The sequence below is a fragment of the Marinobacter alkalisoli genome, assembly GCF_045449855.1.
In the GTDB taxonomy this organism is placed as follows: Bacteria; Pseudomonadota; Gammaproteobacteria; order Pseudomonadales; family Oleiphilaceae; genus Marinobacter.
In genome coordinates this window covers 1-20,498 of record NZ_JBJJLC010000023.1, presented here as the reverse complement: position 1 = coordinate 20,498, position 20,498 = coordinate 1, and the positions used below count along the sequence as shown (strand labels likewise).

General features: G+C 60.1%; 16 protein-coding genes. 9 read left to right on the top strand and 7 right to left on the bottom strand.

Translation table 11 applies throughout. The features are described from left to right. The first annotated feature begins 245 nt into the window (after positions 1 to 245). Complete coding sequence (cobT, locus tag ACJO5Y_RS09825; protein WP_406986793.1) at positions 246 to 1,301, top strand: nicotinate-nucleotide--dimethylbenzimidazole phosphoribosyltransferase; 1,056 nt, start codon at positions 246 to 248, stop codon at positions 1,299 to 1,301. A 6-nt stretch (positions 1,302 to 1,307) separates the two neighbouring features. After that, complete coding sequence (locus ACJO5Y_RS09820; RefSeq protein WP_406986779.1) at positions 1,308 to 1,916, top strand: histidine phosphatase family protein; 609 nt, start codon at positions 1,308 to 1,310, stop codon at positions 1,914 to 1,916. Positions 1,917 to 1,922: 6 nt separating this feature from the next. Here ACJO5Y_RS09820 and cobU read toward each other — a convergent pair whose 3' ends face one another. Continuing rightward, on the bottom strand, positions 1,923 to 2,447 hold the full coding sequence (cobU, locus tag ACJO5Y_RS09815) for a bifunctional adenosylcobinamide kinase/adenosylcobinamide-phosphate guanylyltransferase (RefSeq protein ID WP_406986776.1): 525 nt from the start codon (positions 2,445 to 2,447) through the stop codon (positions 1,923 to 1,925). Positions 2,448 to 2,644: 197 nt separating this feature from the next. Here cobU and ACJO5Y_RS09810 point away from each other — a divergent pair, with 197 nt between their 5' ends. The 6 genes from ACJO5Y_RS09810 to ACJO5Y_RS09785 all read left to right on the top strand — a co-directional run bounded on the left by ACJO5Y_RS09810 (position 2,645) and on the right by ACJO5Y_RS09785 (position 12,477). Beyond that, the gene (locus ACJO5Y_RS09810) at positions 2,645 to 5,119 is read left to right on the top strand and encodes a hypothetical protein (RefSeq protein WP_406986774.1); all 2,475 of its coding nucleotides are present in this window, start codon (positions 2,645 to 2,647) and stop codon (positions 5,117 to 5,119) included. 28 nt (positions 5,120 to 5,147) lie between these two features. Then, on the top strand, positions 5,148 to 8,150 hold the full coding sequence (locus tag ACJO5Y_RS09805) for a parallel beta-helix domain-containing protein (RefSeq protein WP_406986772.1): 3,003 nt from the start codon (positions 5,148 to 5,150) through the stop codon (positions 8,148 to 8,150). 87 nt (positions 8,151 to 8,237) lie between these two features. Further along, a complete protein-coding gene (locus ACJO5Y_RS09800) occupies positions 8,238 to 8,510 on the top strand; it encodes a helix-turn-helix domain-containing protein (RefSeq protein ID WP_406986769.1) in 273 nt (90 codons plus the stop codon). Then, entirely contained in the window at positions 8,507 to 9,799 is a 1,293-nt protein-coding gene (locus ACJO5Y_RS09795) for a type II toxin-antitoxin system HipA family toxin (protein WP_406986766.1), read from the top strand. Before ACJO5Y_RS09800 ends, ACJO5Y_RS09795 begins: the two co-directional genes overlap by 4 nt. 85 nt (positions 9,800 to 9,884) lie before the next feature. Beyond that, complete coding sequence (locus tag ACJO5Y_RS09790) at positions 9,885 to 11,762, top strand: putative nucleotidyltransferase substrate binding domain-containing protein (protein ID WP_406986764.1); 1,878 nt, start codon at positions 9,885 to 9,887, stop codon at positions 11,760 to 11,762. After that, complete coding sequence (locus ACJO5Y_RS09785) at positions 11,752 to 12,477, top strand: 3'-5' exonuclease (RefSeq protein WP_406986762.1); 726 nt, start codon at positions 11,752 to 11,754, stop codon at positions 12,475 to 12,477. Before ACJO5Y_RS09790 ends, ACJO5Y_RS09785 begins: the two co-directional genes overlap by 11 nt. Here the strand turns inward: ACJO5Y_RS09785 and msrB are convergent. The 4 genes from msrB to ACJO5Y_RS09765 form a co-directional block, all read right to left on the bottom strand. Continuing rightward, the gene (gene msrB / locus ACJO5Y_RS09780; protein ID WP_406986760.1) at positions 12,466 to 13,641 is read right to left on the bottom strand and encodes a peptide-methionine (R)-S-oxide reductase MsrB; all 1,176 of its coding nucleotides are present in this window, start codon (positions 13,639 to 13,641) and stop codon (positions 12,466 to 12,468) included. The genes ACJO5Y_RS09785 and msrB overlap by 12 nt on opposite strands. A gap of 118 nt (positions 13,642 to 13,759) precedes the next feature. Further along, positions 13,760 to 15,241, bottom strand: coding sequence for a sensor histidine kinase (locus ACJO5Y_RS09775; RefSeq protein ID WP_406986758.1), 1,482 nt, complete (start codon positions 15,239 to 15,241; stop codon positions 13,760 to 13,762). A 3-nt stretch (positions 15,242 to 15,244) separates the two neighbouring features. Beyond that, positions 15,245 to 15,955, bottom strand: a complete 711-nt coding sequence (locus tag ACJO5Y_RS09770) for a winged helix-turn-helix domain-containing protein (protein WP_406986756.1) — start codon at positions 15,953 to 15,955, stop codon at positions 15,245 to 15,247. 86 nt (positions 15,956 to 16,041) lie between these two features. Beyond that, positions 16,042 to 17,022: an NAD(P)H-dependent flavin oxidoreductase gene (locus tag ACJO5Y_RS09765; RefSeq protein WP_406986753.1), complete on the bottom strand. Its 981-nt coding sequence runs from the start codon at positions 17,020 to 17,022 to the stop codon at positions 16,042 to 16,044. A 55-nt stretch (positions 17,023 to 17,077) separates the two neighbouring features. Here ACJO5Y_RS09765 and ACJO5Y_RS09760 point away from each other — a divergent pair, with 55 nt between their 5' ends. Further along, positions 17,078 to 17,659 carry a QsdR family transcriptional regulator gene (locus ACJO5Y_RS09760; RefSeq protein WP_406986750.1) on the top strand — a complete coding sequence of 194 codons (582 nt, stop codon included), beginning with the start codon at positions 17,078 to 17,080 and terminating at the stop codon, positions 17,657 to 17,659. Positions 17,660 to 17,891: 232 nt separating this feature from the next. On the opposite strand, the gene ACJO5Y_RS09755 is transcribed toward ACJO5Y_RS09760, so the two are convergent. Beyond that, complete coding sequence (locus ACJO5Y_RS09755) at positions 17,892 to 19,307, bottom strand: aldehyde dehydrogenase family protein (protein WP_406986747.1); 1,416 nt, start codon at positions 19,305 to 19,307, stop codon at positions 17,892 to 17,894. A gap of 29 nt (positions 19,308 to 19,336) precedes the next feature. Further along, positions 19,337 to 20,443, bottom strand: coding sequence for a zinc-binding dehydrogenase (locus tag ACJO5Y_RS09750; RefSeq protein ID WP_406986744.1), 1,107 nt, complete (start codon positions 20,441 to 20,443; stop codon positions 19,337 to 19,339). Positions 20,444 to 20,498 lie beyond the last annotated feature (55 nt).

Genomic DNA, 20,498 nt, shown 5'->3' with positions numbered 1-20,498 from the left:
AAGGCATAGAGAGCGGTTGGGTATGGCTGTCCAAAACCCTGCGGAGCCATGGATGGCGGAGCGGAGCGTACAGGGACGTATTCACAGCGTGTTTTGGACAGCCATACCCAACCGCTCACACCCCCAAGGCCGAAGGCTTACAAAGTCAGCGGGCAGTTTAACCGAGTCCCCCTCGGCCTTGACACCTTTTCGGACCGGGTAGACCATTCCCTGTTTTCATCAGCCAGGAATCATCCATGCGTTCTCTGCCTCCAAGCTGGACCCAGCAGCCTCCCACGCCCGATGCACAGAGTGCCCGGCTGGCAACAGAGCGCCAGCAGGTACTAACCAAACCACCGGGCTCTCTGGGCCAACTGGAACAACTCGCTATCCAGTTGGCAGGGCTGCAAAGATGCGAGCGGCCAACCATAGACCCGGTGCAGATCACCGTGTTCGCCGGCGACCACGGTGTATGCGAAGAAGGCGTATCGGCGTTTCCACAGGAAGTAACGGCACAGATGATCGCCAACTTCGCTGCAGGTGGCGCGGCCATCAGTGTGCTGGCAAAACAGCTGGATGCGTCGCTGGAGGTAGTGAATCTGGGCACTGTGGGCGAGGTGCCGGTGTTACCCGGTGTCCGGGACGAACAGATCGCCTCGGCGACGGCCAATCTGGCGGTGACCAACGCGATGACGGAAGACCAGGTGTGCGCCGCGCTGGCCAGTGGCGACGCGGCGGCGGAACGTGCTGCTAACGCCGGATGCCGGCTGTTTATTGGCGGCGACATGGGCATTGGTAATACCACCAGTGCCGCTGCCCTGGCCTGTGCTCTGCTGAACGAAGTTCCGGAACAACTGGTAGGTCCCGGCACGGGTCTGGACACGGCAGGAATTTCCCGTAAAAGTCGGGTGGTGGGCCAGGCACTGAAAAGACACGGCGATAGCACCGATCCGTTGACGGTACTGGCCTCCCTCGGCGGCTTTGAAATTGCCGGGTTAACGGGCGCGATACTGGGCTGTGCGGCGCGAGGCATTCCGGTGCTGGTGGACGGTTATATTGTCTCGGTCGCCGCGCTGTTAGGCGTGCATCAGCAGCCCGCCTTGCGGGACTGGCTGCTGTTCGCCCACCGCTCCGCGGAACCGGGGCACGCCAGGGTTCTGGAGGCGCTGGACGCCAAGCCCCTGCTGGATCTCGGCATGCGTCTGGGTGAAGGCAGTGGCGCGGCGGTGGCGGTTCCCCTGCTGCGGGCGGCCTGTGCTTTGCACAACAACATGGCCAGTTTTGCCGATGCCGGCGTCAGCAACAAGGACGCTACGTCCTGAAGGACCATGATGAAAAACAGCACCACCACCATTGACCTGATCCGCCACGGCGAACCCGCCGGTGGCCCGATGTTCCGCGGCAGCCAGGACGATCCCCTCAGTGAACTGGGATGGCAGCAGATGCAGTCCGCCATTGCCGATAGAGATGAGTGGGACCTGGTGGTTACCTCGCCGTTGCTCCGTTGCCGTCGGTTTGCCGAGCAGCTTGCCACTGACCGGCAGCTTCCCCTGAAGCAAGACGAACGTCTGCGGGAAATCAGTTTCGGCGAGTGGGAAGGACTGACCGCCGAGGCTATCCTGGCAGATGCCCCGGAAGCGCTGACCCGATTCTGGAACGATCCTGTCGCCCATCCGCCACCTGGAGGTGAGGCGATGGCCGATTTTCATGCCCGGGTCCGGGATGCCTGGCATCACTGGTGTCGTGAAGCGTCGGGACAGCGTGTTCTGGTGGTGTGCCACGGCGGCGTTATCCGGATGATACTGGCAGAGGTGATGGGCCTTCCCCTGAACCGGAGTTTCTCAGCCCTGACGGTTCCCTATGCCTGTCGCAGCCGGGTGCGTATTGACCAGTCCGAGCACGGCGTTTTCAGTTGCCTGCTGAGTCATGGTTCCTGAGAGCCATCATTCCTTGAGCCATAGCGGAAGTCCCGCAACGCTCATCACCACCCTGTCACAGGTGGTCGCAAGCGCCTGATTCAGCCAGCCCAGTTCATCGCAAAAGCGGCGGGTCAGTGGGTCCATACCGATGGTGCCCAGTCCCACTTCATTGCTGACAATGGCGACGCTGCCGGGATAGCTCCGCAACGCCTCCAGGAAGGCCTCGCGCTCGCGACGGAAGGTTTCCTCACCGGCAAACAGCAAATTGCTGATCCACAGGCTCATGCAGTCGACCAACAGAAAGGGCGGATTCGCCTCGCTCCCGTAGGTCTCCAGAACACTGGCAAGCCGTAGCGGTGCTTCCGCCAGCCCCCAGTGATCCGGGCGGCTGTCCACATGTCGTTTCACCCGCTGTGCCATTTCCTCATCCCCCACCGTGGCCGTAGCAACGTAGACCACCGCACCGCCGGATTCGGTGGCCAACTGCTCCGCCAGCGCGGTCTTTCCCGAGCGAATGCCTCCCATAACGAGAGTTCTTGATACGCCCATGCATGCTCCTTCGAATCCGTAGATGTGATCAAAAAATGGCCCAATGTGACGCAGTTCACATTTATTCAATATGCTACAAACTATCACGTTATCCCGGTAAAGGGCCTTTCCGGGCGATCACAACAATAATTGAAATGCCTCAACAATAAAAAACGATTTGCCGGGCAACCGGTAATGACGACGAATGAGAGGTTCACATGAACAATAAGAAACGCCCCATGCGTACAGCGTGGGCATTGGCTGGCGCGTTATTGATCACCGGATGTGGCGGCGACTCCGGTGGCAGCGACGATGCCAACCCAGCCCAGGGACCATCGACATCCCCCGAAGATTCAACCGTTGCTTCCGATCGGGATACCTTCCGGGAAGCCCCCACCCTTGACCGCTACAGTTTCGCCAACGGCTGCTACACCCTGGAAGCCGAAGGCAACTACCTGAGCGCCGACCCGCAAACCGGCCACTACTCCATCACCACAGACGCCACTCAGGCCACACCGTTCCGGCTGCGCCCGACCCGACTCGGGGCCTACCTGTTGATGTCCGGGTATCAGCGCAACAGCGGGGAAACCGGCCAGTTCGAACTGCTGGGCATCAGCGATCCCGCCGGCGAATTTCTGGATGACGCCGGTAACTTTATCGGCGAGATCAGTTACCTGGTCGCCGGGCTGGGCGACACCACGAACCTGGTGCTCGACCCGGTTTCTCCGCTGGGTGACGCCCTGCGCGCCATTGGTGAAAGCCTGGAATTCACCGGCGACCAGATCGGAGACACCACCCTGAATCCCACGCTGGCGATGGTAGCCGCGCCCAGCGATCTGGCGGTCTGGCAACTCCAGCGCCAGGGAGAGGAGCAACAATACACCCTGGCGTCCGATGTCACCGGCCTGATGCTGTCCGCCCGGGAAGACGGGCTCGCACTGGTCTCCCCCTCGGCCATTGATGAGTCCGGCAGCTTTGCCCTCACGGAAGCCTCCGGCTGTGACACTTACCCGGAAGCGGAACTGAACGCGGAAATTCTCGATTCGCAGGGGCCTGCGACCTATCTCAAAGAAGTGGACCGTTTCCGGAATGTGAAAGGTATCGACAAGGACGATGTTTTCGGTTTTGTCGACACCCATTCCCACATCTCGGCCTATGAATTCATCGGCGGACGGGTCAACTATGGTGCGCCCTTCCATCGCTTTGGCGTCACCCACGCGCTCCATGACTGTGAAGCGGTCCATGGCCCCTGGGGCGCGACCGGCTTTGTGGAGCTGGCTACCAGCGGTATCGGCCTGCACGACACCCAGGGCTGGCCGACGTTCAATGACTGGCCCAGGTACAACTCCCTGCAACACCATCAGAGTTACTACCGCTGGATGGAGCGAGCCCACCTGGCGGGCATGAAAATCCTGGTCAACCACCTGGTGCACAACGAGATTCTCTGTCGCATCAACCCGCAGAAAGAGAACGACTGTGACCCCATGGAATCCATCCTGCTGCAGATTCAGCGCATGTACGAGATGCAGGACTACATCGATGCCCAGCATGGCGGCCCGGGCGCAGGCTGGTTCCAGATCGTCACCAGCCCGGCCCGGGCCCGTGAGGTGATCGATGACGGCAAACTGGCCGTGGTGCTCGGCATCGAGATGTCGAAGGTCTTCAAGTGCGGCGAATTCCTCGGGGTGGCCGAATGCACCCGGGAGGAGATCGTGGAACGGCTGGATCAGTTCTACCAGTTGGGGGTTCGAAACATCTTCCCGGTTCACAAATTCGACAACGCCTTTGGCGGGCACCTGCCGGACCTGTCCACCGGCATTGGTATCGGCCCCATTCTTTACGCCGGGAATATGCTGGAAACCGGTCATCCGGTGGAATTCGAGCAGTGCCCGGAGAACGTGGAATACACCGGAGGCGAGCCGGACCAGAATGCCGACCTGCAGCCCTTCGGCCTGTTCGATCAGTTGCTGTACCAGATGGACTACCTGGGCGAGCGTTTCCCGGAAACTCCGGAGGAAATGGCGGCACTCGATCCGCGCCGTGGCACCGATCAGCTCTGTAACCGTCGCGGTCTGAGTGATCTTGGGGACTTCCTGATCGAGGAACTGGTGCGCCGCAAGATGATGATCGAAACCGACCACATCAGCCGCAAGGCCGCCGCGCGGATTCTGGAGATTACCCGGCCGCTGGACTACCCGGTCATCAACAGTCACGGCAGCTGGGGCGGCACCGAAGCCCTGCGGGATCGTATTGCGGCCCAGGGTGGCATCACCGCCTCCTTCGGCGGCACGCGTGAAGACTGGGTACGCAAATTGACCCGGGATGGCAATCGTCCGCGCCACGACGATCTGAAAGTCGGCCCGTTCGGTGGCGCCGGCTTTGCTTCGGACGTAAACGGCATTGCCCAGCTGGCGGCCAATCCCGGCACCGCCGAGGACGAAGCCAGCCTTTACCCGTTCACCTCCGTCGACGGACGAATCCGCTTCGATGTACAGCGCACCGGGGATAGGGAATTCAGCCTCTACGATGGCCGCGGTGTGGCCCATTACGGCCTGTACCCGGACCAGATCGAAGACATGATCCGCAACAGCGATGCCGATCCCGAACAGATTGATGACGCCGTCAACCAGCTGTTCACCTCCGCCGAAGCCTACCTGCGGATGTGGGAACGGATTGAACGCGCGCCGCTTTAACAACAACAAAAAGAACAAGGACAGAGCCATGACATCTACAACACCTCACAACCACAAGCGTCCCTGGCGCTCCGCCTTGATTCCCCTGGCGACGGCCACGCTGCTGCTTGCCGGCTGTCTCGGCGGCAGCGGCGGATCGTCGGATTCGGCATCGGCCAGCGACGGTTCCGGCAACAACGTGGCCGGAGATCAGGTTGACCGCTTCAGCGATGGTCGCACGTTCCGGGTAGAACCCGGCCCGGATGCCACCCACGACATGGTCAACGCCATGATCCAGCTGCGCCCGGGCGACACTCTCGCCTTCGGCTGCGGCTTTATCGAACTGAACCACGGCCTGTTGATACAGGCCACCGAAGACGTGCTGATCAAGGGCTGCGGCAAAGACAGCACCGTGCTGTCCTTCCGCGACAGCGATAACGTCACCGGACTGGAGGCGCTGAATGTGCGCGGCATTACCGTGCAGGATCTGACCATTGCCGACTCACCGGGGGACGCTTTCAAACTCAAGGGCGTGAAATGGGGCACGCTGCTCAACGTGCGCGCCATCTGGTCCGGCGGTGGCGACCCCATCACCGCCAGTAACTACACGGATCGGCTGCACGTGCAGTGCACCAACCCGCCACTGAACGAAGGCGACCCGACACCGGATTACATCCCCAGCTCCGCGAGCGGTCGCTACGGCATCTACCCGGTGGAGTCCGAGAACATCCTGGTGGATAACTCCGAATCCGTGGGCGCGTCCGATGCCGGTATCTACGTCGGCCAGACCAACACCGCCATTATTCGCAACAGCCGCGCCGTGTATAACGTCATGGGCTTCGAGATCGAGAACGTCCAGGGCGGGGAGTACGACAACAACCTGGCCGAGTGCAACACCGGCGGCTTCCTGATCTACGACCTGGAGAACATCACCCAGTACGGCGACACCTCGGTGATGCTCAACAACCTGGCCCGCAATAACAACACCTACAACTTTGCCCACAGCGGCCTGGTGTCCGCCGTGCCCCGGGGCACCGGCTTCATCACCCTGGGCTATGACAACATCGAAGTATTCAACAACACCTTCGAGGACCACAGCACCGCGGCTGTGATCTACACCAGCTACGAGCTGATCGACGGCAAGGATAAAACCTCGGACAAGAAACTGGACCCGTACACCGAGGGCCTTCACATCCATAACAACCTGATGCGGAATTCCGGTTACGACCTGCCGCCGCCCAACTTTGAAAAGGTGCTGCTGGAAGGTCAGGTGGAAACGGTGCTGCCCACCCTGATCGGCCTGAAAAACATCACCAACCCCGGCAAGGGCGCCCACATCATCTGGGACGGCCTGCTGGATGATCTCGATGAGGACTGCCCCTACCCGGTGGACGCCAACGGTGATCCCGTCCCGGCTGATGAGAACGGCAAGCCGATCCACACCAATGAGCACCCGAACCCGTCGTGCCATTACAACGCCTACAAGTTCGACGCCAACGGCGAGCGCAAGCTGCCCCAGTGGGGCTCGTGCTTCCACGATAACGATTTGGCCGCGGACAGCCAGGCCTACATGAACTTCCACGGTACCCAGGGACTGGAACTGGTGCTGGCCGCTGCTGAACAGGACCCCAGCATTCTCACTCTCGAAGGCCTGCAATCGGTGCTGGAAGGGCTGACCGGCGTCGTTGCCGACACTGACAAGTCGGTTCACGACTGCCAGGCCCGCTTTGGCAAGGTACTGCCGTCGCTGCCCCGGGTGACAATCCCCCCGTTCGAGCCCAGCGGCGCCATCGATCCGGCCCCCAGCGAGGAATACATCAACCGGCTCTGCAGCAAACGCGGCAAGCCCGGCAGCGTCAACCGGGATGCCCTGGCAGTGAACTGCGCGACACTGGATCAGTACAACCTGTTTGCCGATCCCCACGATCCCCGTAGCACCCCGAATGATGGCGGCGTGCCGTTCGTGCTCAACAGCAAGCTGTTCTCCGACTACGCTACCAAATACCGGGTCGCCTTCGTGCCGCCGGGCACCAAAGCGGTCTACGTGGACGGCCAGGGCGGCAGCAACGTCAATGGCAGCATCCACTTCCCCACCGGTACGGTGATTGCCAAGACCTTTGCCTTCACCGATGAAAGCAAAGGCACCGAAGAATTGGTGGAAACCCGCCTGCTGATCAAACGGGTCAGCGAGAGTGGCAAGGCATTCTGGGATGGCCCCACCTACATCTGGGAGGAAGACAGTGAAGGTAAGCCGGTGGCGAAACTGGCGCTGGGCGGCGGCACCCGCGCGGTGAGCTGGCACTATCAGGACCAGATCACCGGCGAGCTGATGGCGGGCAGCACGGACAACTACGCCATTCCCAACGCCAACCAGTGCATCACCTGTCACAGCAACGATGACGTGGAGTCCGGCAGCGCCCCCATTGGCCCGAAACCCCGCAACCTGAACCGCGCCTATGCCCCGGAATCCGCGTTCATGGGCACCCGTGGTCAGGGAGGATTCCCCCGGGTGAATCAGCTCAAGTACTGGCAGGATCAGGGTATTCTCACCAATGTACCGGACCTGCAGATTGATGGACGTGGTATTGCCACCAACATCGAACGCCTGCCCCACTGGAATCTGGCCGGTGACAGTGGCGAAACCGCCGGCTCCGACGCCGATGTGGAAGCCCGCCTACGAGCCTACCTGGAGGTGAACTGCCAGCACTGCCATAACGACCGCGGCGCCGCGTCCAACACCGGTTATTACCTGGATCACTACCGCGAGGTGGACGCCGGCTACGGCATCTGCAAGAAACCCACCGCTACCGGCGGCGGTTCCTGCGGTCGCCAGCACATCGTAGTGCCGGGAGACGCTGACAGTTCCATCGTCTCCTGCCGCGTCACCGACAGCACCGATCCCCAGCGGCGCATGCCGCCCATTGCCCGCAGTGTCACCCACATGGAGGGCGTGGAGCTGATCAACTACTGGATCAATAACGTGGTGGACAGTGACTACGCCAATGGCGATGCCTGCAGCAACGGCAGCATCCTGCAATCCTTAGCGCCCTGATCTTCAGGACCAGGAAGCCTGATGGACATCATGTTATCCAAAATGTGCTAAAATAGTGGCAGTTCAGATAACAGGATGTCCAAATTTATGCTATCCCTGATTGGTCCCGCAGACGTTCAGAAGCGGCTCACCAAAGCACTGCGAGAACGGCGGGAAGCCCAACGGCTGTCCCGCCGGGCCCTGGCAGAGCGCAGTACGGTGCCCGAGCCGACCATTAAACGCTTTGAAACCACAGGGGAGATCTCCCTGCGTCAGTTTCTTATCCTTTGGAGTTGCGTTGACGACCTGAAAAGACTGGATGAATTGACCCGGCCAGCCACCAGCTCCCCGAAATCCATTGATGAGGTGTTGTCATCGTGAGTCACTTCGAACCGGTGCGCAAGCTGCAGGTCAGCCGCCGTATGGCCAGTGGTGACTGCGTGCCTGTCGGCACCCTCGCACAGAATCGCGACAGCGTATTCTTCCAATATGATGAGAATTACCTCAACCAGGGGCATAGCCTGTCCCCCTTCAACCTGGCCTTTGATGACTCGTTACAGGCTGCACCCAAAATGCCCCACGGCGGACTGCACGGACTGTTTGCGGATTCTTTGCCCGACGGGTGGGGATTACTGTTGATGGACCGTGTGTTTCGCCGCCAGGGCATACTGCCGAACCAGCTTACCGCCATGGACCGCCTCGCTTACATAGGCGATCGCGGCATGGGGGCACTGGTTTTCCAGCCGGTGTCCGAACTGGCTCCGAAGGATGGCGAGCACACCATCGACCTGACTGCCCTTGGCCGTCAGGCAGTTGAGGTCTTTGAGGGGCAAACCGATGAAGTGCTGAAAGAACTGGCACAAGCTGGCAGCTCCGGGGGCGCACGCCCCAAGGCCCAGATATACCTGGGCGCCAAGGGCTTCGAAGATGTCAGTACCCTGCCCGCCCCGGGCCGTACCCCCTGGCTGGTCAAATTCACTTCCGCCTCCCTGGCCCTGGGCCATGAGGAAGGCTTGTGCGAAGCGGCCTACCTGAACCTTGCCCGGCAAGCAGGCATTACCGTTCCCGAATGGCAACTGATCCCGGCCCCCGAGACAACCGGCGCCACCGCCTGGCTCGCCCTGAAGCGTTTTGATTGCCACCCCGATCTTTCCCACCAGGGGCGCTACCACTTGCAAAGCGCCTGTGGACTGCTGGATGCGGATTTCCGGATGCCCTCGCTGGACTATGAGGATTTGATTAAAGCCACCCACATCCTCTGCAAGAGCATGCAGGCAGCCCGGGAGCAATTCCGCAGGGCATTGTTCAACCTGTTTACCGCCAACCAGGACGACCACAGCAAGAACTGGTCATTCCTGATGGATGATCTGGGGCACTGGCACCCAGCGCCGTTCTACGATCCCACCTTCAGCCCCGGTCCCCATGGCGAGCACAGCACAGCGTACCAGGGCCATGGCAAGCGACCGCCACTCAATGCCATCCAGGCCATCGCGGCGCACGCCGGCTACAGCCGATGGTCCGAGGTTCGAAATGTCATCCGGGAAGTCGTGGACACCATTGCGGGCTGGGAGCAGGAGGCCAAGGCCCTGGGCGTGTCCGCCAGCACCCGGAAACTGATAGCCAGGCACCTGGACCAGACCCGCAAAGATAATTCCCACCTACTGCAATAGCGATGAGCCCAATGGCCCCTCCGCCGCCCTGCTGCTATATTGCTCCCTGAGAACACCAAACACGACGGCCGTCCAGGGAGACTTCATGCAGGCAGAGCTTATCGACATCCGCAACCATCTGGCCCAGCACGCGCCGTTTGATGAGATGCCGGAGGCGATGCTTGATAAGGTTGTCTCAAGCATCGAGATTTCCTACTTTCGAGCAGGCACGCCCATCCTCGAAATTGGTCAGCGTAATACGTGGTTGTTCTATGTGCGCAGCGGCGCGGTCGAGGTCTATCGCCGGTCTGGTGAACTGTACAGCCGGATGGGTGAAGGGGAGTTCTTTGGCCAGTTCGGATTGCTGATCCACAAGACCGTGCGCTTCCCTGCGACAGCGATCGAAGATTGCCTGATCTACCGGATTCCTGACACCGTTTTTCAGTACCTGTGGGAACACGACGAGAACTTCGCCGATTTCGCGGACACTGAGGGCCGAAGCCGACTGCGCTCCGCCCTCTCCCGCCGGGAAAAGTCCAACCAACTGATGACCGCGAAAGTCACCCGCCTGATCGCACGGAACCCGGTCACCGCGCCCTGCACCGTGCGTCTTCAGGAAGCCGCACGCATCATGACCGACCAAGGAGTATCGGCATTGCTGCTGATGGACGAGCAAGGTGAAAAACCGAAGCTCAAGGGCATCATCACCGACCGGGACCTGCGCACCCGTGCCGTGACCGAAGCGCTACCCTCGGAAACGCCGATCAGCGAAATCATGAGCGATGACCCGATCACCACCCACGCGCGAAGCTTTATCTTCGAAGCCATGCTCACCATGCTGCACAACAACGTACACCACCTGCCCGTGATGGATAACGACGAAGTACGCGGTGTGATTGCCCTCTCGGACATCGTCAAGTATGAGAGCCAGAGCAGTCTGTTCCTGGTCAGCAACATATACCATCAGCAGGACGTCAAAGGCCTGAAAAAGATCAGCCGCGAGGTTCGCGACAGCTTTGTGCGCATGGTGAACGAAGATGCCAATTCCCACATGATCGGCAGCGCCATGGCCGGTATCGGCCGCAGTTTCACTCAGCGTCTGCTGGCGTTAGGCGAAGAGAAGTTGGGCCCGCCACCGGTGCCCTACTGCTTCATGGCCCTGGGTTCCATGGCACGGGACGAACAGTTGGTGGTTACCGACCAGGACAACGCCATGATCCTGGACGACAGCTTTGTGCCGGAAGAGCACGACACATATTTCCTGGCGCTGGCGAAATTCGTCAGCGACGGTCTGGCTGCCTGCGGCTACACCTACTGCACCGGCGACATCATGGCCACCAACGAAAAGTGGCGCCAGCCCCTGAAGGTCTGGAAGTCCTACTTTATCGACTGGATCGAGAACCCCAAGGCGGAAGCCCTGCTGAACAGCAATATCTTCTTCGATCTGGACGGTATCTACGGGCAAACCGAATTTGCCGAGGAGTTGAAAATCCTCGTGGCGGAGAAAGCGAGCCATAGCCAGCGCTTCCTTGCCATGCTCGCTCGCAATGCCCTGAACCGCACACCACCACTGGGCTTTTTCCGCACATTCGTGATGGAAGAGAACGGCAAACAGAACAAGACCTTCAACCTGAAGCGTCGAGGTACCGCGCCGGTCTCGGACCTGATCCGTGTACATGCCCTTGCTTGCGGTTCACGGGCCCAGAACTCCTTCAACCGACTCAAAGCCATCGCCGACACCAAACTGATTCCGGAAGACGGCGTGAGCAACCTGCGGGACGCCCTGGAGTTCATTTCGATCGTCCGCATCCGCCACCAGGCACTGGCCATTGAAGCCGGACGGGAGCCGGACAACAACGTTCGCCCGGAAGATCTGTCACCGTTTGAGCGCAGCCATCTGAAAGACGCGTTTCAAGTGGTCAGCAACGCCCAGAAATTCCTGAAATTCCGGTATCACGGCCAGGTGGGTCGGCATGGCGGATAAGAAAGAGCCGATCCCGGAAACCAGCGAGACCTGGCCCGAGCTGTTCGACCAACTCGCAGAAAACGCAAAGGATTCCCGACTCAAAGCCTTTTACCAGGCTGGTTGTGTGGCGCCCGACACCCTCCTGGCCGATGCGCCCCTGGTGGCACTGGATTTCGAAACCACCGGGCTGAATCCTGATGAACATTCCATCGTCAGTATTGGCCTGGTGCCGTTTTCCATTGAAGGCATCCAGCTCGGCCAGGGCCGCCACTGGGTGGTGCGGCCACAACTGCCACTGCACCAGACCTCCATCACCATTCACGGCATCACCCACACCGATATCGACAAGGCCCCGGATTTGAGTGACGTTCTGGATGAGATTCTGGGTGCCATGGCAGGCAGAATTGTGGTGGTTCATTTTCGCAGTATCGAACGGCCGTTCTTCGATGTCGCCATGAAGTGGCGACTGAACGAAGGCATCCGTTTTCCGGTCATCGACACCATGGCTATCGAGGCACACCTGCATCCCAACCGGCGGCCAACACGGTGGCAAAAGCTGACGGGCATGAAACCGGTGTCCATCCGCCTGGCCGATAGCCGGACCCGTTACGGCCTGCCCCACTACCCGCCCCATAACGCGCTGATTGATGCCATTGCCACGGCGGAGTTACTGCAGGCCCAGATTCACCACCATTTCAGTTCAGACACTGCCGTCAAGGACCTATGGTTGTGACCTCGCCACCGGGTTATCGCTGTCAGCTTTCACCTCACTGATATACTCGCCATAGCCCTCTTCTTCCATCTGCTCCAGCGGGATGAACCGGAGGGCGGCCGAGTTCATGCAGTAGCGCAACCCCGTGGGCGGGGGGCCATCATTGAACACATGCCCGAGGTGTGAGTCCGCGATGGCACTGCGAATTTCAGTGCGGGTCATGAACAGGGAGCGGTCTTCTTTTTCCACCACCACGTCATCCGAAATCGGACGGGTAAAGCTGGGCCAACCAGTGCCGGACTTGTATTTGTCCCTGGATGAAAACAGCGGTTCACCGGACACCACGTCCACATACAAGCCCGGGCGTTTTTCATCCCAGTATTCGTTGGCAAACGCCCTCTCGGTGCCATCTTCCTGAGTCACGTAATACTGCTCTTTGGTCAGCATTCGCTTAAGCTCTTCATCATCCGGCTTCACAAAGGACTGTAGATCTCGCGCATCGTTCGTCATGGCGTCCTCGTCCGGCTGATACTGGGAGTAATCAACGTCCTGATCATCACCCCATACCTTCTCGATGAACTGGTAACGGCCGGAATTGAAAGTGTAGAACTTGTACCGCACCGGGTTCTTCTTGTAATAATCCTGGTGGTATTCCTCCGCGTCGTAAAAAGACCTGAAGGGCACGATTTCAATGGCCACCGGGTCGTCGTAACGGCCGGATTCTTCCAGCGCCTTCACCGATGCTTCAGCAGCGCGCTTCTGTTCTTCATTGTGATAGAAGATGGCGGGCCGATACTGCTTGCCCCGGTCCACGTACTGGCCGTCCACGTCCGTCGGGTTCGCAGTACGCCACAGGGCCTGAAGCAGGCCTTCGTAGGTGATTACGTCAGGGTCGTAGTAGACCTGGACCGCCTCGGTATGACCGGTGCGGCCGCCAGCAACCTGTTTATAGGAGGGGTCTTTCTCGTCGCCACCGCTGTAACCGGACACCGCCTCGACGACCCCCGGCACTTTCTCCTCATACATTTCCTCCACGCACCAGAAACATCCGCCGGCGAAGGTGGCTACCGCCAGATCCGGGTCATCGGGTGCGTACTTTGAATCCGCCTCATTGGAGGCGCCAACCTGAAGACCGGTCAGTGCTATGGCCGCCGCCATGGACATCAGTAACAGATACCGTTTCATAACCTTAACCTCTCACCCTTTGAATACTGTGACCAGTTTGCACGGGAATCGTCACAGCACTTTCTCCAGTTTATTACGTTTGTATAACGCCGGAGAGATCATTGCGGATGCACGCCATTCAGTTCGAGGGCTTCACCGGTAACCGTATACAAAAGGAGGCGCCGCCGGCGTTCAGGTTTTCAACGGCGATATCACCCCCCTGGAGGGTCATGATCCTGCGGGCAATGGCCAGCCCGAGGCCGGCATGGCCGCCAGTCCCATCAGAAGATTCGCCACGGTAGAATGGATCAAAGATGTGGGGCAGGTCCTGCTCCGGAATACCGGGGCCACTGTCCCGCACGCAGACTTCCGGCAAGCCATCTGCCTGCCCGAAGGCCACCTCGATACGCCCTCCGGAAGGGCTGTAGGCAATGGCGTTACCAATCAGGTTGTCCAGCACCCGCTCGGTCATGGCCAGATCCGCGTAGGCCAGTGGCTGGTCCGGGTCACCGTTGACGACCAGCTCCAGCCTCCTGTTTCTGGCTTCCGGCCCGTGTTTCTGCACCACATCGTGCACCAGCTCGGCGAGGGGAAAGGGCTCCGGCACCGGCTGCTTTTCCCGGGCTTCCAGGGCGGCAAGTTCGAACAGTTCGTCCACCAGACGGCTCAGGCGCCGGCCTTCTTTAAGGGCAATGTCAAGAAAACGGTCCTGCTCGTCCGGGCTGAGACGATCCCGCCGCAGTTTCAGGCTTTCGATGTAACCCTGCATTGAGGCCAGCGGCGTGCGCAGGTCATGGGACACCTGAGCCACCAGCTGACGGCGTTGGGCGTCCTTTTCGGTCAGTTGTTCAATCTGGGAGGCAATTCGGCGGGCCATGTCATCAAAGGTGGCGCCCAGGTAATCGATTTCGTCCCGTACCTCGGGCCGCCTGTCACGCCAGGTGTTGGCGGGTTGACGGCTCATATCGCTGTGTTCGAAATCCTCCACCAGACGGGTCAGCAAGGTCAGCCGGCGGGTCAGCAGCCGGAATACCGCCAGCCCCGCAATCATCACCACCGCCAGACTGACCAGCAGGGCCCAGGCGCTTAGTTCCAGCAATTGGCCGCCACGAGCCATGGTTTCTGCGGCGTCGTACTCCTCGCCCCGCAGCACCACGTAGAGATAGCCTTCCGGGTTGTCCGCCGATGGCACCGGGGTCACGGAAAATACTTTCTGCCGATCATGGCTGCGAGGGTCATCGCCCAGCACGGGGTAGCGGCTCATGTCGTCCATCAGCCGCTGTATGGGGTCCAGCGAGACCTGCTTGCGCTTGATTTTCGCCGGGTCCGCCGAATAGGAGAGGATGGTGCCATCCAGATCCAGCAGGTAGATTTCGATACTGGGGTTGATGGTCATGTACAGCGCGAAGAGTTCTTTCAGGGCACTGCGGTCAAGCTGACCTTCACTGACCAGATTTCTGTCTGCCACAAGATTTTTTGCCAGGTCCCGGTGCAATTCCTGGTTTACCGACGCGGTATACTCCCGCAGCGAGTACAGGCTGATAAAGGTGTACAGCAGGCCAACGGCCAGTAACAGCAGGAACAGGCCGACCGCCAGCCGGGTGTAGAGTGTCTTCACCATGGATCAGTCCCGGAAGCGATAGCCCACCCCCCAGACGGTCTCGATAAACTCCGGTCGCGCCGGGTCCTTCTCGATCTTGCCGCGCAGGCGATTGATATGGGTGTTGACGGTATGCTCGTAACCTTCATGGTTATAGCCCCAGACCTTGTCCAGGAGCTGGGCACGGCTAAACACCCGGCCCGGATGACTGGCAAAGTGCCAGAGCAGGTCGAACTCCCGGGCCGTCAGTTCCACTTCCTGTTCCCACACAAACACCCGACGGCGATCCAGGTCGATGCGTAAACCGTCGGTTTGCAACTCTCCAGTCTCGACTTTACCGGCGTTTTCGGCCGGCGCAGAGGCCATGGCATCCACACGCCGGAACAGGGCTTTCACCCTCGCTGCCAGTTCGGCGACGCTGAAGGGTTTGGTGAGGTAATCGTCCGCGCCCATTTCCAACCCCAGTACCCGATCCAGTTCGGTGCTTTTTGCCGTCAGCATCAGCACCGGCACATAACCCGGGCCGGAGCGGATCTCACGACACACCGAAAGGCCATCCATTCCGGGTAACATCAGGTCGAGAACCACCAGATCAATATCCCCTTCACGAAAACGCTCAAGCCCGGTATCGCCCCGGTCACACAGAACGGGGTTCATGCCCAGGTCCGCCACGTGCATGCGCACCAGCTCGCCAATGCCCGGGTTGTCTTCAACAATCAGTACGTTTCGTGTCATAGGTTCCCGCATGTACGCCATCACCGGAAAATCATAGGGTGTCAGACAGTGTATAGCGGAAACTTCACAAATCTGTCACGCCAACATCAGGTTTCCAGACTGCCCAACAGGCGTTGGCGGATGATGTTGTCGGCCTCATCCATGATCCGCCCGATCAGCTCCTCGCAGCTCGGAATGTCGTGGATCAGGCCCGCCACCATGCCACAGCTCCAGGCGGCTTCATCCATCTTGCCTTCCTGCAGCACCAACCGTCCTTTCACACCGGTCACCAGGTGACGGATATCGTCGATGGTTTCGGCCTCGCCCTTCTCTTTCTCGATGCGGATGATTTCCTCCACAGCGGCGTTGTTCATCACCCGCTCGGTGTTTCGCAGGTTGCGCATGATCAGCCGGGTCTGCCGTTCATCAGCCTCGACGATGGCTTGTTTGACGTTGTCATGGATGGGGGCGTCGGCGGTGGCGAGAAAACGGGTACCCATATTCATGCCTTCGGCGCCCAGGGCCATGGCCGCCACCAGGCTGCGGCCATCGGCCATGCCGCCGGAGGCGACGAATGGAATGGTGAGTTCCTCCGCGGCGCGGGGCAGCAGGATGAAGTTGGGAATATCATCCTCTCCGGGGTGACCACCACACTCGAAGCCGTCCACGCTGACCGCGTCGCAGCCGATTTTTTCGGCCTTCAGGGCATGGCGCACAGAGGTGCATTTATGGATAACCTTGATACCGGCCGCTTTGAACTGTGGCATGTATTGCTCGGGACTGCGCCCGGCCGTCTCCACCACCTTCACGCCGCCGTCGATGATGGCCTGGATGTAGTCCGGGTACGGCGGCGCCTTGAAGGACGGCAGGAACGTCAGGTTCACGCCGAACGGCTGGTCGGTCATCTCAGCACAACGTGCAATTTCCCTGGACAAATCTTCCGGGGTAGGCTGGGTCAGTCCGGTGATAATACCGAGACCGCCGGCGTTGGAGACGGCCGCCGCCAGCTCCGCATAGCCAACGTGGTGCATGCCCCCCTGGATGATCGGGTGACGGATACCAAACAGTTCGGTGATTCTGGTCTTCATAGCGGGTTTCCTGTTTTGTCGTTAAAATGAAATAAAATACCGATTCGAGGTTGCAGTGACAGAAAAAACAACAACAAGGGCAACACCAGCGGACGCTTTACGACGTGCGCGGAAGCTGTGGCTGAAAGGCGAAAGAATTCACCTGGCGTCACTGTCCGCAGAGCTGAATATCGGAAGGGCCACCCTGTTTCGCTGGGTTGGCAACAAGGACTTGCTGATGGGGGAAGTGCTCTGGTCACTCTACGAACCCCTGAGACTGGAAGCCCTGAGCATCACGCCAGGGCAAGGCGTGGATTTTGTGGTTGGGGTATACCGGCACGTTAACTCCACCCTGTTGCACTCCGAACCTCTGCGGCGCTTTATCCGTGAAGATCCGGAGTACGCACTGAAGATTCTGACGTCGTCCCAGTCCACGATTCACAGCCGCGCCGTTGAGGCCAACACCCGCACACTCCGGGACCAGATAGCGTCCGGATATATTAACCCGCCACTGAACGTCAACAGCCTGTCCTACTTTATGGTGCGCCTCGCCGAATCTTGCCTGTACAGCGATATCATCAACGGCCGCGAACCCCGTGATGAGGAGCTGGAAGATGCCTGTACTGCGGTGCGGATTCTGCTTGGCGGGAAGGCCTGAGTTTTCGGTGGCTGGTCCCGGGGCGGGGTGCCTTTTCTTCTGGGAAAAATAACTCGCTTCGCTCAGACATCTTTTTCCCGGCAGAAAAGGCACCCCACCCCGTGACCGACCTGACTTCAGGGTGCTTCTGTCGGATTACGGCTTCGCCTAATCCGACCTACGTGATAAAGCCCTCGTACACTTCCCGTAGGTCGGATTAGCGAAGCGTAATCCGACACCCAGCTATCGGCCCTTACAACTGCAGCGACCGTACCTCCAGAAACTCTTCCAGTCCCCACTTGCCGAACTCACGCCCGATACCGGAATGGCCGAAGCCACCAAACGGAGCCATGGGATTAAACGCGCCGCCATTCACAAACACCTGACCGGTGCGCAGTTTGCTGGCCACCTGCTTCGCCTTGTCGGCATCCGCTGACCACACCGCGCCAGACAGTCCGTATTGGGTGCCATTGGCGATGCGAATGGCTTCCGCTTCATCGTTGTACGGAATCACGCACAGTACCGGGCCGAAGATTTCTTCCTGGGCCAGGCGGCTGTCGGGTTTGACGTTGCCGAACACCGTGGCTTTGACGAAGTAGCCTTTGTCACAGCCTTCCGGCGCTTCCGGGCCGCCCGCGACGAGAGTATGGCCTTCTTCGATGCCGAGTTTGATGTAATCGATGACCTTGTCACGCTGTTGCGCCGAGGCCAGCGGGCCCAGGCGGGTGGTTTCTTCCAGCGGGTTGCCCGGGGTCATTTTGGCGACGGCGGCGGCTGCCAGTTCACAGGCTTCATCGTGCTGTGCCGCTGGCACCAGCATACGGGTCAGCGCGGTGCAGGTCTGGCCGGAGTTCAGCAAGCAGTTGTTCACCGTGCCTTTCACCGCTGCCGCCAGGTCCGCGTCCGGCAGAATCACCGAGGCGGATTTACCCCCCATTTCCAGGGCGATGCGCTTGAAGTCATCCGCAGCCGCATGACCAATCAGGTGGCCAGTACGAGTGGAGCCGGTGAAGGACACCATGCGCACGTCCGGATGTTTGATCAGGGTGTCGCCCACGGTCTGGCCTTCACCACACACCAGGTTGAATACCCCTTTGGGCAGGTCGGTACCGTCCAGGATCTCCGCCAGGATGTAGGCGCTCTGGGGTGCAATTTCCGAGGGTTTGAGCACCACAGTGCAGCCGGCGGCGATGGCCGGCACGATTTTCAGGATGACCTGATGCAGCGGGTAGTTCCATGGCGTGATGCAGCCCACCACACCCACAGGCGCATATTGCACTTCCGAGTTACCGGACTGCTCGCTGAATGGGAAGTCCGGCAGCAGGTTCAGGTAGGTCTTGGTGATGGTGGCCGGCAACCCGGCCTGGATACCGGTGGCCAGCTTGATCGGCATGCCCACTTCCCGGCACACTGTTTCGGCGATTTCACCGGCGCGCTCTTTCAGCCCTGCGTGGAGCTGTTCCAGCACCTTGACGCGCTGCTCCAGGGTGCTTTCGGACCAGGTTGCAAAGGCGGCATCCGCCGCGGCAATGGCCTGTTCCATTTCTTCGCGACCGGAAGCTGGAACTTTGGCAATCACCTCACCGGTACCGGCTTCGTGCACGTCGATGGTGTCCCCGGCCCAGTTCACCCATTGGCCGTTAATGTAGTTCTTGCTGAGATCGTTCATTCGGTCACTCCTTTGTGTCTCTGAAACCGTCACTCGAAAACGATGACGCCACGGGCGTTCTTTCCAGCCAACATATCATCGAACGCCTGAGGCGCGTCATCTATGTGGTAGGTCTGGGTGACAAGTTCGTCGAGCTTGAGTTTGCCAGCCTTGTACAGCCCCAGGATACGGGGGAAATCGTACTGTGGGCGGGCGGAGCCCAGCCAGCTGCCCTTGAGGGTTTTCTCGTCGGCGGGCAGGGTCAGGGTGGTGATCGAGGTTTTGTCCTTCGGATCCGACACACCCACCACCACAGCGGTGCCACCACGGCCCAGGCATTTGTAGGCCTGTTCCACCACCGGACCGGCGCCGACGCATTCGAAGGCGTAGTCCACGCCGCCGGTGAGTTTCTTCACTGCCTTGGCGCCATCCTCCACTTCGCTGATGTTGACGGTGTGGGTGGCGCCGAACTCACGGGCCATTGCCAGTTTTTTCTCGTTGTTGTCCACCGCAACGATCATTTCCGCGCCGGCGGTGACGCAGCCCTGAATGGCATTCAGACCCACGCCGCCAATGCCGAAGACGGCTGTGCGGGAACCGGGCTCGACTTTCGCGGTGTTGAACACGGCACCGACGCCGGTCATCACTGCGCAGCCCACCAGGGCGGCGTTCTGCATGGGGATGGTGTCGTCAACTTTGACGCAGTTGTCCACGTGCATGGTGGCGTATTCCGCCATCACGCCACAGGCCCCGAAAACGTTGAGGTCTTCGCCATCCGCGCCTTTGGTGCGAACGGTACCATCAGGCAGGGTAAACATGGCCTTGCGGGCGTTTTCGCAGAGTACCGGGCGGCCACGAACACACTGGCGGCACTTGCCGCACATGGAGATGAAGGAACTGACGACGTGGTCGCCTTCCTGGAAGGCGGTGACACCCTCACCCACTTCAATGACGACACCGGCGGCTTCGTGACCGAGGACCAGGGGTGCGGGATACGGGATTTTGCCGGTGGTGGCGGACTGGTCGCTGTGGCAGACGCCGCAGGCACCGATTCTGATGGTGATCTCGTCCCGTTTCGGGCCTTCCACGGTGATGGTCTCTACCTGAACGGGCTGGCCCCATTCGCGGCAGACGACGGCTTTGGCTTTTCTGTCCATTCTTTTTAGCTCCTCAGTTTACGTAGCCTTCCAGCATTGGGGACTGGTCGCGGGG

What these genes read in the sequence shown, in the direction of transcription:
- ACJO5Y_RS09755 (WP_406986747.1), bottom strand. Translation starts at nt 19,307, where the DNA reads ATGAACGATCTCAGCAAGAACTACATTAACGGCCAATGGGTGAACTGG.
- ACJO5Y_RS09810 (WP_406986774.1), top strand. Translation starts at nt 2,645, where the DNA reads ATGAACAATAAGAAACGCCCCATGCGTACAGCGTGGGCATTGGCTGGC.
- ACJO5Y_RS09750 (WP_406986744.1), bottom strand. Translation starts at nt 20,443, where the DNA reads ATGGACAGAAAAGCCAAAGCCGTCGTCTGCCGCGAATGGGGCCAGCCC.
- ACJO5Y_RS09765 (WP_406986753.1), bottom strand. Translation starts at nt 17,022, where the DNA reads ATGAAGACCAGAATCACCGAACTGTTTGGTATCCGTCACCCGATCATC.
- cobU (WP_406986776.1), bottom strand. Translation starts at nt 2,447, where the DNA reads ATGGGCGTATCAAGAACTCTCGTTATGGGAGGCATTCGCTCGGGAAAG.
- msrB (WP_406986760.1), bottom strand. Translation starts at nt 13,641, where the DNA reads ATGAAACGGTATCTGTTACTGATGTCCATGGCGGCGGCCATAGCACTG.
- ACJO5Y_RS09805 (WP_406986772.1), top strand. Translation starts at nt 5,148, where the DNA reads ATGACATCTACAACACCTCACAACCACAAGCGTCCCTGGCGCTCCGCC.
- ACJO5Y_RS09775 (WP_406986758.1), bottom strand. Translation starts at nt 15,241, where the DNA reads ATGGTGAAGACACTCTACACCCGGCTGGCGGTCGGCCTGTTCCTGCTG.
- ACJO5Y_RS09785 (WP_406986762.1), top strand. Translation starts at nt 11,752, where the DNA reads ATGGCGGATAAGAAAGAGCCGATCCCGGAAACCAGCGAGACCTGGCCC.
- ACJO5Y_RS09770 (WP_406986756.1), bottom strand. Translation starts at nt 15,955, where the DNA reads ATGACACGAAACGTACTGATTGTTGAAGACAACCCGGGCATTGGCGAG.
- ACJO5Y_RS09790 (WP_406986764.1), top strand. Translation starts at nt 9,885, where the DNA reads ATGCAGGCAGAGCTTATCGACATCCGCAACCATCTGGCCCAGCACGCG.
- ACJO5Y_RS09820 (WP_406986779.1), top strand. Translation starts at nt 1,308, where the DNA reads ATGATGAAAAACAGCACCACCACCATTGACCTGATCCGCCACGGCGAA.
- ACJO5Y_RS09800 (WP_406986769.1), top strand. Translation starts at nt 8,238, where the DNA reads ATGCTATCCCTGATTGGTCCCGCAGACGTTCAGAAGCGGCTCACCAAA.